Origin of the sequence: Affinundibacterium danionis, assembly GCF_042432465.1 — a bacterium.
Lineage (GTDB): Bacteria > Pseudomonadota > Gammaproteobacteria > Burkholderiales > Burkholderiaceae_D > Undibacterium > Undibacterium danionis.
The window spans coordinates 194,935-214,879 of sequence record NZ_JBHLXJ010000009.1 but is presented as its reverse complement, the minus strand read 5'-3'; the positions used below and the strand labels follow the sequence as shown (position 1 = coordinate 214,879).

23 protein-coding genes, 1 tRNA gene and 1 pseudogene are annotated in these 19,945 nt (G+C 45.5%); 5 read left to right on the top strand and 20 right to left on the bottom strand.

The window, feature by feature from the left end:
• The first annotated feature begins 107 nt into the window (after nucleotides 1–107).
• Nucleotides 108–392, top strand: a complete 285-nt coding sequence (locus ACFFJH_RS09180; RefSeq protein WP_390211830.1) for a PsiF family protein — start codon at nucleotides 108–110, stop codon at nucleotides 390–392.
• A gap of 184 nt (nucleotides 393–576) precedes the next feature.
• Here the strand turns inward: ACFFJH_RS09180 and ACFFJH_RS20265 are convergent.
• The 3 genes and pseudogenes from ACFFJH_RS20265 to ACFFJH_RS09160 all read right to left on the bottom strand — a co-directional run bounded on the left by ACFFJH_RS20265 (nucleotide 577) and on the right by ACFFJH_RS09160 (nucleotide 5,638).
• Nucleotides 577–2,323: pseudogene (locus ACFFJH_RS20265) on the bottom strand (methyl-accepting chemotaxis protein).
• A gap of 463 nt (nucleotides 2,324–2,786) precedes the next feature.
• Complete coding sequence (gene cueR, locus ACFFJH_RS09165) at nucleotides 2,787–3,203, bottom strand: Cu(I)-responsive transcriptional regulator (RefSeq protein ID WP_390211827.1); 417 nt, start codon at nucleotides 3,201–3,203, stop codon at nucleotides 2,787–2,789.
• Between the two features lie 11 nt (nucleotides 3,204–3,214).
• Nucleotides 3,215–5,638 carry a heavy metal translocating P-type ATPase gene (locus ACFFJH_RS09160; protein ID WP_390211826.1) on the bottom strand — a complete coding sequence of 808 codons (2,424 nt, stop codon included), beginning with the start codon at nucleotides 5,636–5,638 and terminating at the stop codon, nucleotides 3,215–3,217.
• 225 nt (nucleotides 5,639–5,863) lie between these two features.
• On the opposite strand from ACFFJH_RS09160, the gene ACFFJH_RS09155 reads away from it, so the two are divergent.
• Entirely contained in the window at nucleotides 5,864–6,070 is a 207-nt protein-coding gene (locus ACFFJH_RS09155; protein ID WP_390211824.1) for a heavy-metal-associated domain-containing protein, read from the top strand.
• A gap of 6 nt (nucleotides 6,071–6,076) precedes the next feature.
• On the opposite strand, the gene ACFFJH_RS09150 is transcribed toward ACFFJH_RS09155, so the two are convergent.
• The 8 genes from ACFFJH_RS09150 to petA all read right to left on the bottom strand — a co-directional run bounded on the left by ACFFJH_RS09150 (nucleotide 6,077) and on the right by petA (nucleotide 11,897).
• The gene (locus tag ACFFJH_RS09150; RefSeq protein WP_390211823.1) at nucleotides 6,077–6,817 is read right to left on the bottom strand and encodes an LrgB family protein; all 741 of its coding nucleotides are present in this window, start codon (nucleotides 6,815–6,817) and stop codon (nucleotides 6,077–6,079) included.
• A gap of 1 nt (nucleotide 6,818) precedes the next feature.
• Nucleotides 6,819–7,220 carry a CidA/LrgA family protein gene (locus tag ACFFJH_RS09145; RefSeq protein WP_390211822.1) on the bottom strand — a complete coding sequence of 134 codons (402 nt, stop codon included), beginning with the start codon at nucleotides 7,218–7,220 and terminating at the stop codon, nucleotides 6,819–6,821.
• Between the two features lie 434 nt (nucleotides 7,221–7,654).
• Nucleotides 7,655–7,730 (bottom strand) — tRNA-Thr (locus tag ACFFJH_RS09140).
• A 67-nt stretch (nucleotides 7,731–7,797) separates the two neighbouring features.
• Complete coding sequence (locus ACFFJH_RS09135; RefSeq protein WP_390211821.1) at nucleotides 7,798–8,280, bottom strand: ClpXP protease specificity-enhancing factor; 483 nt, start codon at nucleotides 8,278–8,280, stop codon at nucleotides 7,798–7,800.
• An 86-nt stretch (nucleotides 8,281–8,366) separates the two neighbouring features.
• A complete protein-coding gene (locus ACFFJH_RS09130) occupies nucleotides 8,367–8,978 on the bottom strand; it encodes a glutathione S-transferase N-terminal domain-containing protein (RefSeq protein ID WP_390211820.1) in 612 nt (203 codons plus the stop codon).
• Between the two features lie 103 nt (nucleotides 8,979–9,081).
• Complete coding sequence (locus ACFFJH_RS09125) at nucleotides 9,082–9,846, bottom strand: cytochrome c1 (protein ID WP_390211818.1); 765 nt, start codon at nucleotides 9,844–9,846, stop codon at nucleotides 9,082–9,084.
• Between the two features lie 24 nt (nucleotides 9,847–9,870).
• Nucleotides 9,871–11,283, bottom strand: coding sequence for a cytochrome b (locus ACFFJH_RS09120; protein ID WP_390212410.1), 1,413 nt, complete (start codon nucleotides 11,281–11,283; stop codon nucleotides 9,871–9,873).
• Nucleotides 11,283–11,897, bottom strand: coding sequence for a ubiquinol-cytochrome c reductase iron-sulfur subunit (gene petA / locus ACFFJH_RS09115; protein WP_212675964.1), 615 nt, complete (start codon nucleotides 11,895–11,897; stop codon nucleotides 11,283–11,285). Before petA ends, ACFFJH_RS09120 begins: the two co-directional genes overlap by 1 nt.
• Before the next feature lie 394 nt (nucleotides 11,898–12,291).
• Between petA and mscL the strand changes: the two genes are divergently transcribed.
• Entirely contained in the window at nucleotides 12,292–12,723 is a 432-nt protein-coding gene (gene mscL, locus ACFFJH_RS09110) for a large conductance mechanosensitive channel protein MscL (RefSeq protein ID WP_390211817.1), read from the top strand.
• A gap of 77 nt (nucleotides 12,724–12,800) precedes the next feature.
• On the opposite strand, the gene ACFFJH_RS09105 is transcribed toward mscL, so the two are convergent.
• On the bottom strand, nucleotides 12,801–13,571 hold the full coding sequence (locus ACFFJH_RS09105) for a Nif3-like dinuclear metal center hexameric protein (protein ID WP_390211816.1): 771 nt from the start codon (nucleotides 13,569–13,571) through the stop codon (nucleotides 12,801–12,803).
• Nucleotides 13,572–13,583: 12 nt separating this feature from the next.
• On the opposite strand from ACFFJH_RS09105, the gene ACFFJH_RS09100 reads away from it, so the two are divergent.
• On the top strand, nucleotides 13,584–14,747 hold the full coding sequence (locus tag ACFFJH_RS09100; protein ID WP_390211815.1) for a S1C family serine protease: 1,164 nt from the start codon (nucleotides 13,584–13,586) through the stop codon (nucleotides 14,745–14,747).
• 19 nt (nucleotides 14,748–14,766) lie between these two features.
• On the top strand, nucleotides 14,767–15,444 hold the full coding sequence (locus ACFFJH_RS09095; RefSeq protein ID WP_390211814.1) for a DUF2461 domain-containing protein: 678 nt from the start codon (nucleotides 14,767–14,769) through the stop codon (nucleotides 15,442–15,444).
• Between the two features lie 6 nt (nucleotides 15,445–15,450).
• Here the strand turns inward: ACFFJH_RS09095 and tatC are convergent, their stop codons facing one another.
• The 8 genes from tatC to hisA form a co-directional block, all read right to left on the bottom strand.
• A complete protein-coding gene (tatC, locus tag ACFFJH_RS09090; RefSeq protein WP_390211813.1) occupies nucleotides 15,451–16,209 on the bottom strand; it encodes a twin-arginine translocase subunit TatC in 759 nt (252 codons plus the stop codon).
• A gap of 31 nt (nucleotides 16,210–16,240) precedes the next feature.
• On the bottom strand, nucleotides 16,241–16,744 hold the full coding sequence (gene tatB / locus ACFFJH_RS09085; protein ID WP_390211812.1) for a Sec-independent protein translocase protein TatB: 504 nt from the start codon (nucleotides 16,742–16,744) through the stop codon (nucleotides 16,241–16,243).
• 26 nt (nucleotides 16,745–16,770) lie between these two features.
• The gene (gene tatA / locus ACFFJH_RS09080; protein WP_390212408.1) at nucleotides 16,771–16,980 is read right to left on the bottom strand and encodes a Sec-independent protein translocase subunit TatA; all 210 of its coding nucleotides are present in this window, start codon (nucleotides 16,978–16,980) and stop codon (nucleotides 16,771–16,773) included.
• A gap of 47 nt (nucleotides 16,981–17,027) precedes the next feature.
• Nucleotides 17,028–17,384 carry a histidine triad nucleotide-binding protein gene (locus tag ACFFJH_RS09075; RefSeq protein ID WP_390211811.1) on the bottom strand — a complete coding sequence of 119 codons (357 nt, stop codon included), beginning with the start codon at nucleotides 17,382–17,384 and terminating at the stop codon, nucleotides 17,028–17,030.
• Between the two features lie 192 nt (nucleotides 17,385–17,576).
• On the bottom strand, nucleotides 17,577–17,924 hold the full coding sequence (locus ACFFJH_RS09070; protein ID WP_390211810.1) for a phosphoribosyl-ATP diphosphatase: 348 nt from the start codon (nucleotides 17,922–17,924) through the stop codon (nucleotides 17,577–17,579).
• 12 nt (nucleotides 17,925–17,936) lie between these two features.
• Nucleotides 17,937–18,335 carry a phosphoribosyl-AMP cyclohydrolase gene (gene hisI / locus ACFFJH_RS09065; protein ID WP_212675956.1) on the bottom strand — a complete coding sequence of 133 codons (399 nt, stop codon included), beginning with the start codon at nucleotides 18,333–18,335 and terminating at the stop codon, nucleotides 17,937–17,939.
• Nucleotides 18,332–19,096, bottom strand: a complete 765-nt coding sequence (hisF, locus tag ACFFJH_RS09060; protein ID WP_390211809.1) for an imidazole glycerol phosphate synthase subunit HisF — start codon at nucleotides 19,094–19,096, stop codon at nucleotides 18,332–18,334. The genes hisI and hisF overlap by 4 nt, the downstream gene beginning before the upstream one ends.
• A complete protein-coding gene (gene hisA / locus ACFFJH_RS09055; RefSeq protein ID WP_212675955.1) occupies nucleotides 19,093–19,884 on the bottom strand; it encodes a 1-(5-phosphoribosyl)-5-[(5-phosphoribosylamino)methylideneamino]imidazole-4-carboxamide isomerase in 792 nt (263 codons plus the stop codon). The genes hisF and hisA overlap by 4 nt, the downstream gene beginning before the upstream one ends.
• Nucleotides 19,885–19,945: the final 61 nt, after the last annotated feature.

Here is a 19,945-nt window from a genome sequence, read left to right as displayed (position 1 = left end):
TGTCACCTAATCTTACAATTTTTCGTCTAAGATAAATTGCACTTGACCCGCTTCTTGTCTATAGTAAGCTGGCAATTCCCTTTTACTTTCACTATCTGGAGTTCAGCATGAAAAAACTGGTTCTCGCACTCGCTTTGATCTGCCCTGTAATGATGGCTCATGCCACCACCGCACAACAATCCAAAATGACTAGCTGCAATAAAGACGCGGCAGGAAAAAAAGGGGATGAACGTAAAGCGTTTATGAAAGAATGTTTATCGGCCAAACCTGCAGTAGCCGAAGAGAAGAAAATGACGCCACAACAGGAAAAAATGAAAGCATGCAATGCCGATGCCAAAGGTATAAAAGGTGACGAACGCAAGAAATTCATGTCAACCTGTCTAAAGAAATAAACACAGATAGGCCGCACTAGCTCAAATCGGTATTTCGTTCATCTCATCTCAAACTGAATTTTACTCACCAGATTCCACAAACATCATGGTCTGGTGAGTAAATCAGAAAATCCGAACTGGATCGCTTGCTCTCAGCGACTGTTTTACCGAACTATCTTAGCCATGCGGTGCGCTACATCAAACATTAAAATTCTTCCCAATCATTCTCCGTTACCTTACTATTTACAGGACTTTCTGCTGCATTTCCCGCTTCATTCTTAGCGCTTGAGCCGCTGGGTTTATTCATCGCCTGACGGCCTGATTTATGACTTAGCTTAGGCACGGGTTTCGCGCGTGTGGCCGTGACATCATGTCGTTGGGCTGGCTTGACGCTTAGCGTATTTTGATTTCCTGAGAGCTTAAATACCGCCACAGTATTTGCTAAATTAGCGGCTTGATCTTGCATGCTAGAGGAAGCAGCTGCTGCCTCTTCTACCAATGCAGCATTTTGTTGAGTCACTTCATCCATTTGTGTAATCGCGATATTAACTTGCTCGATACCCGAACTTTGTTCTGCGCTTGCCGCTGCGATTTCGCTCATGATATCGGCGACTTGCTTCACTGCTGTCACGATTTGCTCCATAGACTCACCGGTCTCCACGACTAAACGACCACCTGCATCTACTTTTTCAACTGAATCACCAATCAATCCCTTAATTTCCTTTGCAGCAGCGGCAGAGCGTTGTGCCAAACTACGAACCTCCGACGCGACCACCGCAAAACCTCGGCCTTGCTCACCTGCACGTGCCGCCTCTACTGCCGCATTGAGCGCCAAAATATTGGTTTGAAACGCAATACCATCAATTACCCCAATAATATCGACAATCTTTCTCGAGCTCTCTTTGATCGAGCCCATGGTACTGACCATCTGCGCCACCACTTGCCCCCCCCTTAACCGCATGATCCGACGCTGACACCACCATTTGATTGGCTTGCCTTGCATTGTCTGCATTTTGTTTTACGGTACTGGTCAATTCTTCCATAGAAGAGGCGGTCTCTTCTAAGCTGGCGGCCTGTTCCTCAGTACGAGACGATAAATCCAAATTACCTGCCGCAATTTGACTGGAGGCGGTAGCTATTGTATCGGTACTAATACGAACTTCAGACACCGTATTGACCAAGCTCGCATTCATTTCTTTCAATGCTGCTAGCAGTTGTCCAGTTTCATTGTCCGTTTCTACCTCGACTTGGCGAGTCAAATCACCCCCAGCGATACTTTGTGCAATTTCTACCGCATAATTAAGTGGCTCAGAAATGCTTTTTACCAACCAAATACCAACGCCAATGCCAGCTGCCAATCCAAGCAAAATCATACCTATAGACATCATCCTCACAGTGGCATATTTGGCTTGAGATGCTTCGTATTCTTGCTTACCCACGCTTAATTGAAGTTGAATCAAATCGGACATGGGTGAACGCGCCTCTTGATAAAGCTTATCCATTTTCCCTTGCAAGAGCTCCGTCGCGGCAGGAATATTTTGAGCACGTAAAGCCTCAATGGCTTTGTTTAAACCCTGTTCGACAAATATTTTCCTCGCAGCCAAAAATTTTGTTGCTAACTGCTTTTCTTCCGGAGTCATATAGGTCGCAGAATATTCGTCCCAAGTTTTAGTGACTTCTACTTTAGTCTTTTCTACTTCCTCCAACAACTTAGGAATATTTGTCGGGTCACCAGAGATCGCTTTTGCTATGTTCAACTGGTTTCGATTTATACCGCGAATCACGCTATCTAACTGTCCTACTGCAATCAATCTATCCTCGTAAACAGTTCGCAAAGCTTCATTGACGGTCACCAAACTAGATAAACCTAAAGCACCGATTAGTATCATAAGCAAAGACAAAAACCCGATCACAAAAATCAGTCTTGATTTAATCATAGTGTTTTTTAACATGACATTTTCCCTAATATGGCAGATTCAAAAATGCTAGATATTTTTCGTAAAGCATCGAATTGGTAGGCAAGTAAATATGTCTAATACAAATGGATATTGAGATCACATCTTATTAACTGCATATGAATAATAAAAATACTAAAGGAAAATGCTGCTTACCTTTGATAGGATTCATATGAGACTTATACCAATAATCTTACCCTCCAGCAGAAAGCCGACACAAATAAACACAGTATTTTTTTAATCGCATTGTCGATCTGCAACACTATTTTTAGTAGGTAAAATAAGACAAATAAACAAGCCGATTAATTTGCACAAAAATAGTGCAAGAGTATTCCCATTTCAATAGATCATATCGACTTTTTCAAGCTAAAAAAAATTCATTTTTTAGCTAAACTCAGGACTGAACGTACTAATTGATATAAGGGGGATTTCAATCGCTTAATACAAAACGTCTTAGGATTCATGGGGGCAGTGCATTTGCAAACTCTGCAGGACCCGCAAGATCCTCAATGATGGGACAATCGGCTCTGTCATTGCCGTGACAGGCTTGGGACAAATGCTGGAGCTGATCACGAATAGCGATGAGCGAAGTAATTTGCACATTGAGCTCGTCTATGTATTGCCCGGCCAATTGTTTGACTTCTGCACTCTGGCGGGCTTGATCTTGCCATAGACTCAGTAGCTGCTTAATACGAGCAAGTGAAAAACCTAAATCACGAGCGCGGCGAATAAATCGTAAAATATGTAAATCACTTTCAGCATATTGCCGATAACCTGCCACACTACGTCCTGCAACAGTGATCAGTCCTAATTGCTCGTAGTGCCGTATCATCTTAGGACTAATGCCCGACATCTGCGCGACCTGACCAATATTCATGATGAGTCTTTCTATGCTTTCCAAGGTTTCCAACTGCGCAAAAGCAAAGCGTTCGATACTACACTAACGCTAGAAAACGCCATCGCTGCGCCCGCTATCATAGGGTTAAGATAACCAAGTGACGCCAACGGAATACCCACGATATTGTAGATAAATGCCCAAGCTAAATTTTGTCGAATTTTGCGATATGTTCTTTGTGAGATTGAAATCGCATCCGCCACCAGCAAGGGGTCGCCACGCATTAAAGTAATGCCTGCCGTATGCATCGCAACATCGGTGCCGGTCGCCATCGCAATCCCCACATCAGCGGCGGCCAAGGCAGGCGCATCGTTAATCCCATCACCGACCATACCAACGCTATGGCCTGCTTGCTGTAATTGGCGCACAACATTAGCTTTATCCGCAGGCAATACTTCGGCTCTTACGTCATAAATACCAACTGTCGCGGCAACGGCGTTAGCACTGCCATAATTATCGCCGCTCAACATAATGGCCTTGACACCCAGCGCCTGCAAACGAGCTACCGCAGCATAGGCGTTGATTTTCACACTATCCCCAAAACTAAGTATCGCCACCAAGCGTATGGCAGTGTTTTGTCCATCCGTTTGTAAAGCCAAACAGGAAACGGTACGCCCAGCAGTTTGTTGCCTATGCACAGCGTCATCTAAGGTGGCGGTGCCGACGCCTAGTTCTTTCATCCAACGCAGATTGCCCAAATAAATCCTAGCGTCGTTGACTGTGGATTGCACACCTCGTCCTGGCATTGCTTGCACATCACTGGCGGCTTGCAATGTCAGTCCTTCTTGTGTCGCCTTTTGTAACACGGCATGCGCTAAAGGATGCTCACTATATTGCTGGGCAGCGGCGGCCCATTGCAATATTTGCGCATAAGAATACTTGGTATCATCACTGCTAATGATTTCAACTAAGCTAGGCTTTCCTTCGGTCAAAGTTCCGGTTTTATCAAAGGCGACCGCAGTTAAACCATGCGCGATTTCTAGAGCCTGAGCATCTTTAATCAAAATACCATATTTCGCTGCCACACCTGTGCCTACCATAATCGCGGTCGGCGTTGCCAAACCCAATGCACAAGGACAAGCAATGACTTGTACTGCAACTGCATTCAGTAACGCCGCCTGCCAGTCACCGGTGTAACTACCCCATACTAAAAACGTTACTATCGAGATCCCCAACACCACCGGCACAAATACGGCGCTCACTCTATCGACCAAAGCTTGTATAGGTGCTTTAATAGCTTGTGCATCTTCTACCATCTGAATAATCTGTGAGAGCATCGTCGCGCCGCCAATCGCATTTGCTTGCACTAGCAATAAACCATCCGCATTAACCGAACCAGCCATCACGATATCACCCACCTGCTTGCTGACAGGCAGACTTTCACCGGTCAATAATGATTCATCCAGATAGCTATTTCCTTCTATGATTTCTGCATCGACAGCGACACTGTCCCCGGGACGTACTAGGATCAAATCTCCAGTCTTCAACTCTGCCACTGGCACCTCATAATCAATCCCCTCACGCCGCACTAAAGCGGTCGTTGGACGCAAAGATTCGAGTGCGCGCAAGGCTTGCACGGTCTGATATTTGGCGCGGGCCTCCAAGTGTTTTCCCAGTAACACCAAGGTGATAACAACCGCTGAGGATTCAAAGTACAAGTGACTCATGCCATGTAAGTCATGGATAACATGCTGGCTTTGGGCAAACAATAAATACACTGACAAACCATAAGCTGAACTGGTGCCAATTGCGACTAATAAATCCATATTGCCAGTACCTGCTCGTACCGCATTCCAAGCAGCACGATAAAATCGCGCTCCCAGCCAAAACTGGACGGGTGTCGCCAACAACATTTGTATCCAACCAGGTATCATCCAATCGATACCGAACAATGCCAAAACCATCGGTGCCATTAAAGGTAGACTCAAAGCTGCGGCACAAATAATCCGCCACGCTTGCGCACTGTCTTTGCTCGGTTTGCGCAGCGTCGAATCGGTCACTTCGCTCGTCAGATGTGCTTCATAGCCTGCTTTTTTGCAAGCGGCAAGTAAGCGTTCAAACTCCACCTCATTGAACATTTTGACCTGAACTTTTTCGGTGGCCAGATTAACACTAGCGGTGACTACACCTGGCACGGCTTTTAAAGCCTTTTCGACGCGTCCTACACAGGAAGCGCAACTCATACCGCTCACACTGAGCGTCAAATCCTTGATGGGAACTTGATAGCCAGCCTTTTCCACCGCAGCAACCAAAGTATCCAAGCTCACACCAGCCGCAATCTGCAGGCTCGCTTTTTCCGTGGCCAGATTCACCTTTGCCTGTTGCACGCCAGCGACTCCTAACAAGGCCTTTTCGACTCGTAAAACACAGCTAGCACAAGTCATACCTTCAATTTTTAGACTAATCTTGGTATCCATATTTTTTCGCTTTTATCTCTAGTCTTGCGTTCATTCCCTGTCTGCTCCTAAGATATTGAAGAGTGACAATCAACGCTACCTGCGTCACGATACAGCTTCCCACTATGGGAAGGTCAAGAAAATTTGTCGTCTTTGTGAGCAAACGCAAGTTCATCAGTATAGAAAGTCATTTCGCAGCAAAAAAAACACTAGAATTCCTACTTCAGCAAAATCAGGAGCTTATTTATGCCGCAATTTCAAATACAAGATATGAGCTGTCAACATTGCGAAACTAGCATTAGCAATGCCATTAAAGAACTTGACCCTCAGGCCAGCATCGCTATAGATTTGAGCCAACATTTGCTGACAGTCGGCTCAAATCAAAACACCGCCACCTTAGAGCACGCCATACGCGAAGCCGGGTATACGCCCGTTTTGCTCAGGGCTGAATAAGAGTAGTTAGCGAAAAAAATAATTCACAATCAATGGCACCAAAGTAGGTGCCGTGACCGCTGTCAGGATACCGTTTAATCCCATCCCCAAACCTGCAAAAGTACCAAGTTCTTTACTGACTTGAAATGCTCTTGCAGTACCGATTCCATGCGCCGCCAAACCCAATGCGAAGCCGCGGATTTCAGGAGAACTGATGCGCATCCAATTAAACAAATAACGCGCAACTAATGCACCAAAGGCGCCCGTCAATATGACGATGGCAGCCGCGACGGAAGGAATTCCCCCCACCTTTTCCGCGATACTCATGGCAATAGGCGTAGTCGCCGATTTCGGTCCAATGGAGAGCGCAAGTTGATAAGAACCGTCCATCCAAATAATGATCAAAACAGCGGAAACGATCGCGCTTAACGAGCCGCACACCAATCCTATACTCAAAGCTAAGACACTACGTCGCAAACGTGGCAATTGACGAGCAAGCGGGATTGCTAGTGCGACCGTTACTGGCCCAAGCATCAAGTGTATAGGCTGTGCTGCTGAAAAATAGTCTGCATAAGAGATCCCGGATACGCTTAGCACCAAAATAAGCATCAACACCGCGATTACGACAGGATTAGCCAATGGCGAGAAATTAAACCAAGCAGAAATCCGCATCGCGCATAAATAAGCAGATAAAGTCAAAGCGATTGCGAATAAGGGGGAATGCATAACGTACGCCCAAACCACATTCAAATCAGGAAAATGCAGCATATTATTTATCCGACTCCGTAGGCACAGCTTGTTCAAGCGTATCTTGGACGACGGCTGTCTGGTTGCCTGTTGATCGCATCAATGCCTGCATGCAGATTGCAGTCACCGCTAACGTCAATAAAGTGCTAACAACGACTGCGAGTAATAAGGCCAACCAATGTTGGGCAATCCCACTCGCCGACACCATGATCCCCACACCCGCGGGAATAAAAAATAGCGACATGTGCTTTAGAACATGATGACTGGACTCTTCTATTTTTTGCATTAAACGCGGTGATAACAACAAGGCGAAAAATAGGCACAACATTCCCATCACGGGCCCAGGAATATTCCATTTCAATATGAAGACCAAGGCCTCACCAAGGCACTGAAAAATCATTAAGATCGCAAGTGTGTACAACATAGTTGATCCTTAAAAATAGAATGTCGGCAAGGCTCGATAATTACAGCACGCATACATCATTCCTCTTTTCGTCAAGCGCACTAAGCAACAGTTACGTGGGGCGCAAATTAAGAATTTCATAGGGCGCTAACTTATGCAACGCCCTACAACATCAGGATTTCGCTGGACGGAGCTAGCAATGAGCCTTGAATTCTCGTGGAAAACTTGAGCGTATCCGAGGATACAGAGATCAACAAGCATTACGGCGAATGCTGTTGTGAATTATTTGTGGCGGATAGATGAAATGGGACTTTAATGCGCAAGAATGATCTCGTAACATGAACAAGCAAAACTTGATTGATCTGTAGGAGATTCTTGAGCCGTTTTTTAGACGTTTTTTTAGAAGTTTTTGGCAATAAAAAAGGGCTCACATCTCTGTGAGCCCTTAGTACTACTGGTGCCGGTTGCCGGAATCGAACTGGCTACCTGATGATTACAAGTCAACTGCTCTACCAAGTGAGCTAAACCGGCGGTAATCTTTTCAAGATTTTTGCAACTCAATTTGATTTGCTGCAATCCCGAAGAACAAAATTATAGACTACTTTATGATTTTTAGGGAAGGTTTTTCTGATTTTTTTTGATTTTTTTCTTGTGCTTCTGTTTTTTCTATATCTGCCTCAGCATTTGCCTCACGTCCTGAAACCGACGCTAAACCTAGAACTGGCTTGACAGCTTCCGCTGTTGGTAATGGCAGCGGCTCATCTTCAACTTCAACCTGATCAAACACCATGCCCTGTCCATTTTCACTAGCAAAAATCGCTTGCACGTTCGCGACAGGCACATAAATATCACGTGACACACCACCAAAACGAGCTTTGAAGCTAACGGCCTCATTATCCATCTTTAAGCCACTAGTCGCAGTAAAAGCGATGTTCAATACAATTTCACCTTTACGAACAAATTCCATTGGCACTTGCACCGCACCACTGACCTTGACCGAGACATAAGGCGTAAAGCCATTGTCAGTGCACCATTCATAAATAGCGCGTAATAAGTATGGTTTTGTTGAGATTTCCGACATGAGTTAACATTGCTTTCAAGTGAGAATTCGAAACAAGTATCCAACATGATTCCCCTCAAGGGCATCATGTTGGATAGGAGAAGATCTTAACGACGCATGACTTTTTCAGATGGCGTTAATGCTTCAATGTAAGCAGGACGGGAGAAAATACGTTCTGCATATTTCAACAAAGGTGCCGCTGTTTTAGATAAATCAATACCGTAATGATCGAGACGCCATAACAATGGTGCAACAGCCACGTCCAGCATGGAAAACTCTTCGCCCAACATATACTTGTTCTTAACAAACAATGGCGCTAACTGCGTCAGACGATCGCGAATTTCTGCACGAGCTTTATCCATGACTTTAGAAGAAGAATTATTTTTTTCATTTTCCAGAGTATGAACATGAACAAACAATTCTTTTTCAAAATTGAATAACATCAAACGCGCACGCGCCCGCTGCAGAGGATCTGCTGGCATCAATTGCGGATGTGGGAAACGCTCATCAATGTATTCGTTGATGATATTGGATTCATACAAAATCAATTCGCGTTCAACCAGAATCGGCACCTGACCATAAGGGTTCATGGTGGAGATATCTTCTGGCTTATTAAACAAATCAACGTCACGAATTTCAAAGTCCATGCCTTTTTCGAACAAGACTAAACGGCAACGTTGTGAAAATGGGCAAGTTGTACCTGAATAGAGAACCATCATTTTTACAGTTCCTTAAAAACGATTAGGGCGAGGCGCAATTTAAGCGTACCTCACCCTGGGATGACACATCCACCAACGATGTTGGTGGACGACTAATTTACACTTACTTCACTTCTTTCCAGTAGGAAGCATTCAAACGCCATGCCAGTGTTGCCAGTAAAGCCATGAATAAAACTACCCATACGCCTAAACGTTTACGGCTATTTTGTGCGGGCTCACCCATCCACTGCAAATAAGCAACCAGATCACCCACCGCATTGTCGTACTCCACAGTGCTTAATTTACCAGCAGAGACAGTTTCAAAACCTGCAAATTTGTGCTCTATTTTAGATGGATCATGGGCGTCTTTGACTTCTTCAAATTTTGCGCTACGCACGCCTTGTAATTCCCACAAAGCATGTGGCATACCAACGTTCGGGAACAACATATTGTTCCAGCCAGTTGGACGGCTGTCATCTTTGTAGTAAGTACGCAAATACGTGTACAACCAGTCAGCGCCAGAGCCTTCGCCAGATGCTTTGGCACGTGCAATCACGGATAAATCCGGTGGCACAGCGCCAAACCACTCTTTAGCATCTTTCGCGCTCAAGCTAGTTTTCATCAGTTCACCTACTTTTTCGCCTGTGAACAACAAGTTGTTTTTGATTTGCTCTTCTGTCAAACCGATATCGCGCAAACGGTTATAACGCATTGCGGAAGCGGAATGGCAGTTTAAGCAGTAGTTCACGAACAATTTGGCGCCGTTTTGCAAAGCCGCTAGGTCATTTGTGCGTTCTGGTGCTCGATCCAATGGATAGCCGCCACTATTAGCTAAAGCTAAAGTTGGCGCCAATGCCAAAGCTACGATCAGTTTTTTAAGTAATTTCATGCTAATTCATCCTCACTATTCTGATCAATGCGCAGCAAACGTTACGCGTTTTGGCACTGTTTTGAACTCACCCATCGCACTCCACCATGGCATCAATAAGAAGAAACCGTAGTAAATCAAAGCGCAAACTTGAGAAATACGTTCACCCATTGGTGATGGCGCTTGGACACCGAGGTAACCCAAAGTGACGAAAGCGATACCAAAAACGATGTACACATATTTATGCCAATCTGGACGGTAGCGAATTGATTTCACTGGAGATTTGTCTAACCATGGCAAAAACGCCAAGATCACAACAGAACCACCAAACAATACAACACCCCAGAATTTCGCGTCCAAACCAAAAGGCATCATGCCAACGATCGCTACTAAGGCAATACCAGCAATCGCTGCCTTAGTAATGAAACTTAAACTAGATTTCAACCAAATCAACGCAACGTAAGCGGCTGCACCAAACTGCACTACGTACAAGAACTCAGAAGTTGTTGCGCGCAAAATGGAGTAGAACGGTGTGAAATACCAAGTAGGTGCAATATGCGGAGGCGTTTTCAAAGAATCCGCAGGGATAAAGTTGTTGTACTCGAGGAAGTACCCCCCCATTTCTGGAGCAAAGAACACAACCGCGCTGAAAATCGTCAAGAACACAGTCACGCCGAAGATGTCGTGGAACGTGTAGTATGGATGTGAAGGTACGCCATCAACTGGATGGCCATCGGCATCCAAATTTTCTTTGATTTCAATACCGTCTGGGTTGTTCGAACCAACTTCATGCAATGCAATCAAGTGAGCAACAACCAAGCCCAACAATACCAATGGAATGGCGATCACGTGGAAGGAGAAGAAACGATTCAATGTCGCATCAGACACCACATAGTCACCACGAATCCACAAAGACAAATCTGGACCGATGAATGGGATAGCACCAAACAAGTTAACGATAACTTGGGCACCCCAGTAAGACATTTGACCCCATGGCAAGAGGTAACCGAAGAAAGCTTCAGCCATCAAACACAGGAAGATGGCAAAACCAAACAACCAGATTAATTCACGTGGCTTACGATAAGAACCGTAGAGCAAACCACGAGTCATGTGTAAGTAAACAATGATGAAGAAAGCAGATGCGCCAGTGGAGTGCATGTAACGCACTAACCAACCTGATGGAACTTCGCGCATGATGTATTCAACTGAAGCAAACGCCAAATTCGCGTCTGGTTTATAGTGCATCACCAAGAAGATGCCGGTCACAATTTGGATGACCAACACCAACATCGCGAGGGAGCCAAAGATATACCAGAAGTTGAAATTCTTTGGAGCGTAATACTTACCCCACTGATCATTCCACAATTTAGTTAATGGAAAACGAGAGTCGACCCAATTCAAAGCCTTATCCAGCGCTGGAGCGTCGTCTGGAAGTTTTTTCTCAACAAATGCCATGATTAAGCCTCGCCTTTCTCATCTTTACCGATGATGATTTTGGTATCTGATAAAAACATGTGAGGTGGTACGTCCAGATTCTGTGGAGCTGGTTTATTTTTATAAACGCGACCAGCCAAATCAAACGTCGAACCATGGCATGGGCACAAAAAGCCACCTTGCCAATCGTCCGGCAACGAAGGTTGTGCTCCAGCGGCGAACTTGGAGCTTGGCGAACAACCTAAGTGGGAACAAATTCCAACTGTCACCAAAATGTCACTGTGTTCTTTACGGGAACGAGTTTGCTTATCGCAGTATTCTGGCATTGCCATGGTGTATGGCTTTTCAGACTTTGGATCTGCAACTTTATCTTCCGTCTTTTTTAAACTTTCCATCATTTCTGGCGTACGCTTCAAAATCCAGACTGGCTTACCGCGCCATTCTGTCGTACTCATTTCACCCGGTTTCAAACTGGAAATATCCACTTCCACCGGTGCACCCGCCGCTTTTGCGCGTTCAGACGGTTGAAAAGTACTCACTAGCGCACCTGCCGTTGCCAAACCTGCTGCGCCACCTGCCGCACATGTTGCAACGAGTAGGCCGCGACGGCCTGAATCGACCTGCTTTTCGATACTCATACAAACCCCAATCTATCAAAAATCAAAACTTGACGAAGCACCAGAGTCTATTGACCCTACACTTCTCACAACCTTAAATTATAAAGGAGCTGAGAGGTGATTTAAAGAAAAAGATGCTTTACAGGACGATTTACAGCTTTTTTCATTCCGAATTCTGGAATTTGACCCTAAAACACTTAAAAATCTGCCGACTTTAGACAAAACATGATCTTGAATTACAACAAACCACCCCATGCTTGACAAAATTTGACAATAATTAGGCAGGCACAATCGCGTTTGCCGATTACAATATTGCCGTTTTATCACATTTTGCTGACGAGAAATTATCCACGACGATAATCAACATCGGAGTAAAAATTAAGTTTGTGTAATTTAGATTATTTAAGGGGAAGTTATGGGCATGATGCAAGAATTTAAAAGCTTTGCAGCGCAAGGCAATGTAATTGATCTAGCCGTGGGTGTCATTATAGGGGCTGCTTTTGGCAAGATCGTTGACTCCTTGGTTGGAGACATCGTGATGCCCGTCGTGGGCAAAATTTTTGGCGGCTTAGACTTCGCTAACTATTACTTACCCCTCAATGGGCAAGCAAGTAATCTAACTTTGGTAGAAGCCAAAAAAGCGGGGGCTGTTTTAGCTTATGGTAACTTTTTGACGATTTCACTCAACTTTCTTATCCTCGCTTTCATTATTTTTCAAATGGTACGCTTAGTGAATCTAATGAAGAAAAAAGATGCGGCTACTGCAGCTGCAGCACCTACTGAACCACCTCCAACTCCTGAAGACGTGATTTTGTTGCGCGAAATCCGTGACGCACTTAAAAAGTAACTAACATCTACCGTTACTTGGACATGCAAACGAAGTACAAATGCCACCTCTTCGGTGGCATTTCAATTGCTACCCCATTAAACAGGATTGTCGATATCCACAAATCGATGCTCTATGCCAAATTGCTCTGCGACAAATTGACCTAATGCCCGCACACCATAACGCTCACTAGCGTGATGACCGCAGGCCAAATAGGGTACTTCCGATTCACGTGCCAAATGTACTGTAGGCTCTGAAATTTCACCACTGATATAAATACTCGCACCAGCTTCAATCGCTGCATTCAACATATTCTGTGCTGCACCTGAGCACCACGCTATCGTAGTAACTGCCTGATCGGTCTCACCAATCAGAAGTGCTTCTCGTCCTAATTTGCTTGAAACATGGCTTGCGATATCGCCAGCTGTCGCCACGCCCTTCTTGCCCGTCCATTTTCCCAGCCACCCCAAATCATCCTCGCCAAAACGCCCTGTCACTTCCAGTCCAAATAGTTGCGCTAACTGTGCGTTATTGCCCATAGTCGGATGCGAATCCAATGGAAGATGATAGGCGAATAATGAGATTCCATTCTCAATCAAAGTTTTCAGGCGTTGGAATTTTTGTCCAACAACGCGCATATCCTCGCCACGCCAAAAATAACCGTGATGCACCAAGATGGCGTCAGCTTGCAAACGCACCGCCTCATCCAACAACGCCTGACACGCAGTCACTCCGCTGATGATGCGCTTAATTTCACGTCGCCCTTCCACCTGAAGCCCATTTGGGCAATAATCACGGAAGCGCGCAACTTGCAATTCGTTCGCTAGAAATTGTGCAAGCACATTCCTCTCTACTGACTTTCTTAACATACCGTCCTCATCATGCGTCGTTTATGGCTATTATTTGCTCAAACCGTGACTGTCGGTTTGGCGCTGTGGTTTATTGTAACCAGCTTGAAGCCAAATTGGTTACAACAAGGTTTTTCCGTCAACAAGAATGTTAGCCTGACTTCTTCGGCGACTTTGATTGAAGCGCCAAGTAGCAAGGTGGTGGCGTCGGGTTCGTATCATTTGGCAGCAAAGCGCGCGATGCCTTCGGTAGTCAATATCAGCGCCTCGCGCAATTCGAACAACAACAATCCTCTATTAAGCGACCCATTTTTTAAACGTTTTTTTGGTGAGCAAGCTCGCCCAAAATCAGAACGCCCTTCCAGTAGTGGCTCTGGCGTTATTATGAGCCCACAAGGACACATACTTACCAATAACCATGTGATTCAAGGTGCGAATGCGATTGAAGTAGCACTCGCTGATGGTCGCCAAGCCACAGCCAAAGTCATTGGCACCGATCCAGACACCGATCTCGCCGTACTGCAAATTGATTTAAAAGATTTACCGACGATCACCTTAGGACACTCAGAAGAGTCAAATGTAGGCGATGTAGTACTGGCTATAGGCAATCCATTTGGAGTCGGCCAAACCGTTACCATGGGCATCGTATCAGCGCTAGGACGTAATAGTGTAGGCATCAATACCTATGAGAATTTTATACAGACTGATGCTGCGGTAAATCCGGGCAACTCTGGCGGTGCACTCGTCGATGCAAACGGCAACTTACTAGGAATTAATTCCGCGATTTACTCTCAAAATGGTGGTTCACTCGGCATTGGTTTTGCTATTCCGGTATCGACCATCAAAATGGTGATGGAGGCGATCATCACTGATGGTCAAGTAGTCCGTGGCTACCTCGGTATCAGTCCAGAAGATATCACCGCCGAGATGGCCGAGAGCTTCAATATTAAACAAACCAAAGGCTCTATCGTTGCGGCGGTAGTGCGCGGCGGACCAGCGGATCAGGCTGGCGTCAAGCCAGGTGATATTTGCATCGCGATTGATGGCAAGGTATTTCAGAATAGTCGCGAAATGATGAATCAAATTGCCGCCTTAAAACCCAACTCAAAAGCAAAATTAAAAATCTTGCGTCAATCGAATGAAATTTCTTTGGAAATTAATGTTGGCAAACGTCCGCCCTTTAAATTAGAAGAATAAAACCCTCATTGGAAATCACATGCACGTACAAGAATTAAGTCGTTTCTTATTTGAGTTATCGGAAAACAATAACCGCGCCTGGTTTGTGATGAACAAACCCCGCTACGATATTTTACGTGCAGAATTTTTAGTAATGGTGGCGCGCTTAATTCAAGAACTGAGTAAATTCGACCCTGCTATCGCACAATGCGATCCGAAGAAAGCCTTGTTCAGGATCAACCGCGATGTGCGTTTTGGCAAAGACAAATCGCCCTATAAAACCTATTTTTCGGCGTCAATCTTACCAAGTGGTCGTAAGAAGCCTAGCGACGGCGGTGGACCTGCGTATTATTTTCAAATCAGTCAGGACAATCGTTTACTGTTTGCGGTAGGCGAGTATATGCCACCAGCAGATCGCTTGAAGAACCTCCGCCAGCATATTCTTGAAGATGAAGCTGGCTTTAAAAAAGTCATTAAAAACAAAGCCTTAAAAGCCTGCTTTGGTGACTTGCAAGAAGAAGGAAAATTAGTGCGCCCACCCAAGGGCTTCGATCCTGAACATCCTATGATCGAATATTTGAAATTGAAAAGTATGATGGTATGGACTGAGTGCCAGCTAGATGGCTTGTTGTACGAAGATGTACATAAGCAACTTGTCAGTGGCTTTAAAGCAGCCCTGCCTTTAGTCACTTGGCTGCGCGCAGCCAAGTTCAACTAAATAGCCTTATTCTTCTGGTGGTGCCTGAGTCGCTTTGACAAAGATAGGCGCCACGAACAAACCCAATTCAAACAACATCCACATCGGGACAGCCAGCGCCAGTTGGCTGACAACATCTGGCGGCGTCACAACAGCTGCAATTATAAAGGCGCCGACGATTACATAAGAACGAATTGCTTTCAGCTTTTCTACCGTCAAGATACCCGTTCGCACTAAGACGATAACCACAATCGGTACTTCGAAAGTTAAGCCAAATGCCAAGCACATCGACATCACAAAATCGAGGTAATTTTCGATGTCAGGCGCGACCGTAATCGAGCTTGGGGCAAACTCGGCAATAAACTTGAAAACGCGCCCAAATACAAAGAAATAACAAAAAGCGACACCAGCCGCAAACAACACCGAGGAAGAGATGACCAAAGGCGCCACCAAACGTTTTTCATGAGCGTATAAACCCGGCGCAATAAAAGCCCAAGCCTGATATAAAACCCAAGGTAGCGCCAACAAAAACGCCAGCAGCAAGGTGACTTTCATCGGCACCAAAAATGGAGAAATCACGCCGGTAGCAATCATCTTGGCACCCGCGGGCAAAGCCGCCACCATAGGCTGAGCCAAAAAATCATATACCGCAGACGGACCAGGCCACGCAAACAGCCCAGCACAAACGATAGCGATTCCCGCACAGGCTTTCACTAGTCGATCACGTAACTCAACCAGGTGAGAAATGAAGGTATCTTGCATACCCATGAAATTATTATCACTCATGACATGCCCTTAAATGAACTCTTGAGAGCATTTAGAAAAAACTCGATGAAGGACTGCGATTAACTCGATGTTTCGCCATGCGAGCTGCACCCGACATGACTTGACTACGTTGGCCATGACGGCTTTTATACCAACTGGGAATATTCGAGGTTTTTGCGACTTTCCTACGGCGAAAATTTTTCGCTTTCGCCATCATCGCATCGCTAGATGGTGGGGTGTAATAATCGTAAGGTGAATAGCTTGAGTGCGACTCTGGTTGCACCAGCTCATTCAACTCCTGCTGCGCTTCCGAAAATTCTTTATGGATATCCTGCTCGAAATTTTGCGCTGCAGACTCCACTTCTTTCTGCATTTTGCGCAACTCTTCCATTTCGATTTCACGACTGACTTCGGATTTCACCTGACTGATATAGCGTTGCGCACGACCAAACAAGGTGCCAGCCATGCGCGCCACTTTAGGTAAGTCTTTGGGACCAATTACAATCAAAGCTACAGCGCCGATCAGGGCTAGCTTGGTCAATCCTAGGTCTATCATAAATCTGCTCTAACACCATCCGAAGATTAGTGTGTCGATTTATCCTTTGCCTCGACGTCGATGGTTTTTTGCTCATCTGCCTTCGGTGATTTTTCATCCTCACCTTTGACGCCATCTTTAAAACCTTTTACGGCCTTGCCCAGATCGCTACCCACATTACCGAGTTTTTTGGTGCCAAATACCAATACCACGACCACCAAGACGATCAACCAATGCCAAATACTAAATGAACCCATCATGCTTCCTTCAAGGGACAAGCCCTAAATATCGATCAATAAAATAATTACAGTTCAGCGCCACCGATCACATGCATGTGCAAGTGATAGACGACCTGACCACCGTTAGGTCCCGTATTCACAACGGTTTTAAATCCACCAGACTTTGAACCATCCGCATGCTCGACATAAGCACAGCCTTGTTGGGCAGCTAGTTTCGGTGCCAATTCCAACATTTTACCCAACAATACGGCATCTTCGGCTTTTGCGTCGGCCAAACTCGACAAATGCTTTTTGGGAATAATCAAAAAATGTACGGGAGCTGCTGGATTGATATCATTAAATGCTAACAATTCATCATCTTCATACAAAACAGTCGCCGGAATTTGCTTGGCGACGATTTTACAAAAAATACAGTTATCCATGCTGTTCACTCAAAATTTGTTACAAAACCGCGCTAAAGCATCAATGCTATTCAGTTAAGCCATGCTCTACGTATCGTCATTCCCGCGAAGGCGGGAATCTAGTGGAGTAAAAATCTAAAGTCACTGGATCCCTGCCTACGCAGGGATGACGCCCCTACATTTTTAATTTATCTATACGGTCAAACACGAACTTTAGTTGTCACCACGAGAAGCTTTTTCTTCTATTCCAGAAATGCCTTCACGTCTGGCTAGTTCGTCCAGCACTTGCTGCGGGTGCAAATTATACTGCGCTAACATGACAAGCGAATGAAACCAAAGATCCGCGCATTCATACAGCAAATCTGAAGTATCGCCAGAAACCCGCGCATCTTTTGCTGCCATCACGGTTTCGGTCGCTTCTTCGCCGATTTTTTTTAAAATCGCATCATCGCCTTTATGAAACAGTTTCGCGACATAAGAGGTTTCAGGATTGCCACCATTGACCGCCTTACGACTTTCTATCACCGCAGCCAGTTGATGCAGTATCGATTCTTGACTCATCTTGTGCTCAACTTATTTGTAAATCGATTCGGGATCTTTCAGCACAGGATCGACGGTCACCCACTCACCCTCATCAACATTGCCTTCAAATTTTTGGAAGAAACACGAATGACGTCCGGTATGACAAGCGATGCCTTCTACTTGTTCAATCTTCAGTAAAATCACGTCTTCATCACAATCTAAACGGATTTCTTTGACTTTTTGTACGTGACCAGATTCTTCACCTTTGTGCCATAATTTTTTGCGTGAACGACTCCAGTACACCGCTTCACCCGTTTCTACAGTGCGACTCAGTGCTTCGCGATTCATCCATGCAAACATGACGACATCATTGCTGCCCACTTCTTGCGCTATCACAGGGACTAAACCAACTTCATCCCATTTCACTTTGTTTAACCAACGAAAACTCATGTCAACCTCATTGGTATATGTTGTGCTGCCATAAACTGTTTTGCTTCCTGCACTGTGTGCTGTCCAAAATGAAAAATACTAGCGGCTAAAACGGCATCTGCACCGCCCAATTTGATGCCATCGGCCAAATCTTGCAGGCCGCCGACACCTCCGGAAGCGATGACTGGAATATCAATCGCATCCGAAACCGCGCGGGTTAAGGCCAGATCAAAACCGGAACGGGTACCATCTTTATCCATACTCGTGAGTAAAATTTCACCTGCCCCCAATTCCGCCATTTTGCGAGCCCATTCGACCGCGTCCAAACCCGTCGCGTTACGCCCGCCGTGTGTATACACTTCCCACTTTCCAGGCGCGACCGCTTTGGCATCAATTGCGACCACGATACATTGAGATCCATACTTATGCGCTGCGTCGGCGACTAATTGCGGATTAGTCACGGCAGAAGTATTCATACCGACTTTATCCGCACCCGCATTTAATAAACGCCGCACATCGGCCACCGTGCGCACCCCGCCACCAACCGTTAAAGGAATAAATACTTGAGATGCGACAGCCTCAATCACAGGCAAAATCAAATCACGATCATCAGAGGACGCTGTAATATCCAAAAACGTGATTTCATCCGCGCCTTGCAAGTCGTAACGACGCGCTACTTCGACGGGATCACCAGCGTCACGCAATTCCAGAAAATTGACGCCTTTGACGACTCGTCCGGCATTCACATCCAAACAAGGGATAATCCTTTTGGCTAAAGTCATTCTTCGTCTTCTTCGTAAATCAAGTCGCCACTGAGTTCATCAGCGCGATCTTGTGCACTTGCTAAATCTAATGTGCCTTCGTAAATTGAGCGGCCACAAATAACGCCTTCAATACCTTCGTCTTGCACATCACAGAGGGCTTCGACATCTGCCAGCACATGTACACCACCCGATGCAATAACAGGAACCGTCACAGCTTGCGCTAATTTCACTGTGGCATCAATATTCACGCCACCCATCATGCCATCGCGGCCAATGTCGGTATAAATAATTGCCTCAACGCCATAGCCTTCGAATTTTTGCGCAAGATCAATCACATCATGTCCAGACATTTTGCTCCAACCATCGGTCGCTACTTTGCCATCTTTGGCATCAATACCAACGATGATCTGTCCAGGAAAGGCACTACAAGCGTCAGCCAAAAAGCCAGGACTTTTCACAGCAGCCGTGCCGATGATAATGTAAGAAATACCGGCGTTTAAATAGCGCTCTATGGTATCGAGATCACGGATACCGCCGCCCAATTGCACTGGCACTTCTTCAGTATCGGTCTCTTCTGCGTATTCACGCACGGTTTTGATGATGGCTTTAATCGCCGCTTCATTTTTTGGCTTACCAGCGAAGGCACCATTCAGATCAACCAAATGCAAGCGACGTGCGCCTTGTTCTAACCAATGGCGTGCCATCTGTGCAGGTTCTTCTGAGAATACTGTGGCTTGATCCATATCGCCTTGTTTGAGGCGTACGCAGTGACCATCTTTCAGGTCGATAGCAGGAATGAGCAGCATGATGAATGTATAAGATGATTAAAATTTAAAAAGAGGTAAAACACAATATTCGTTACCGCAG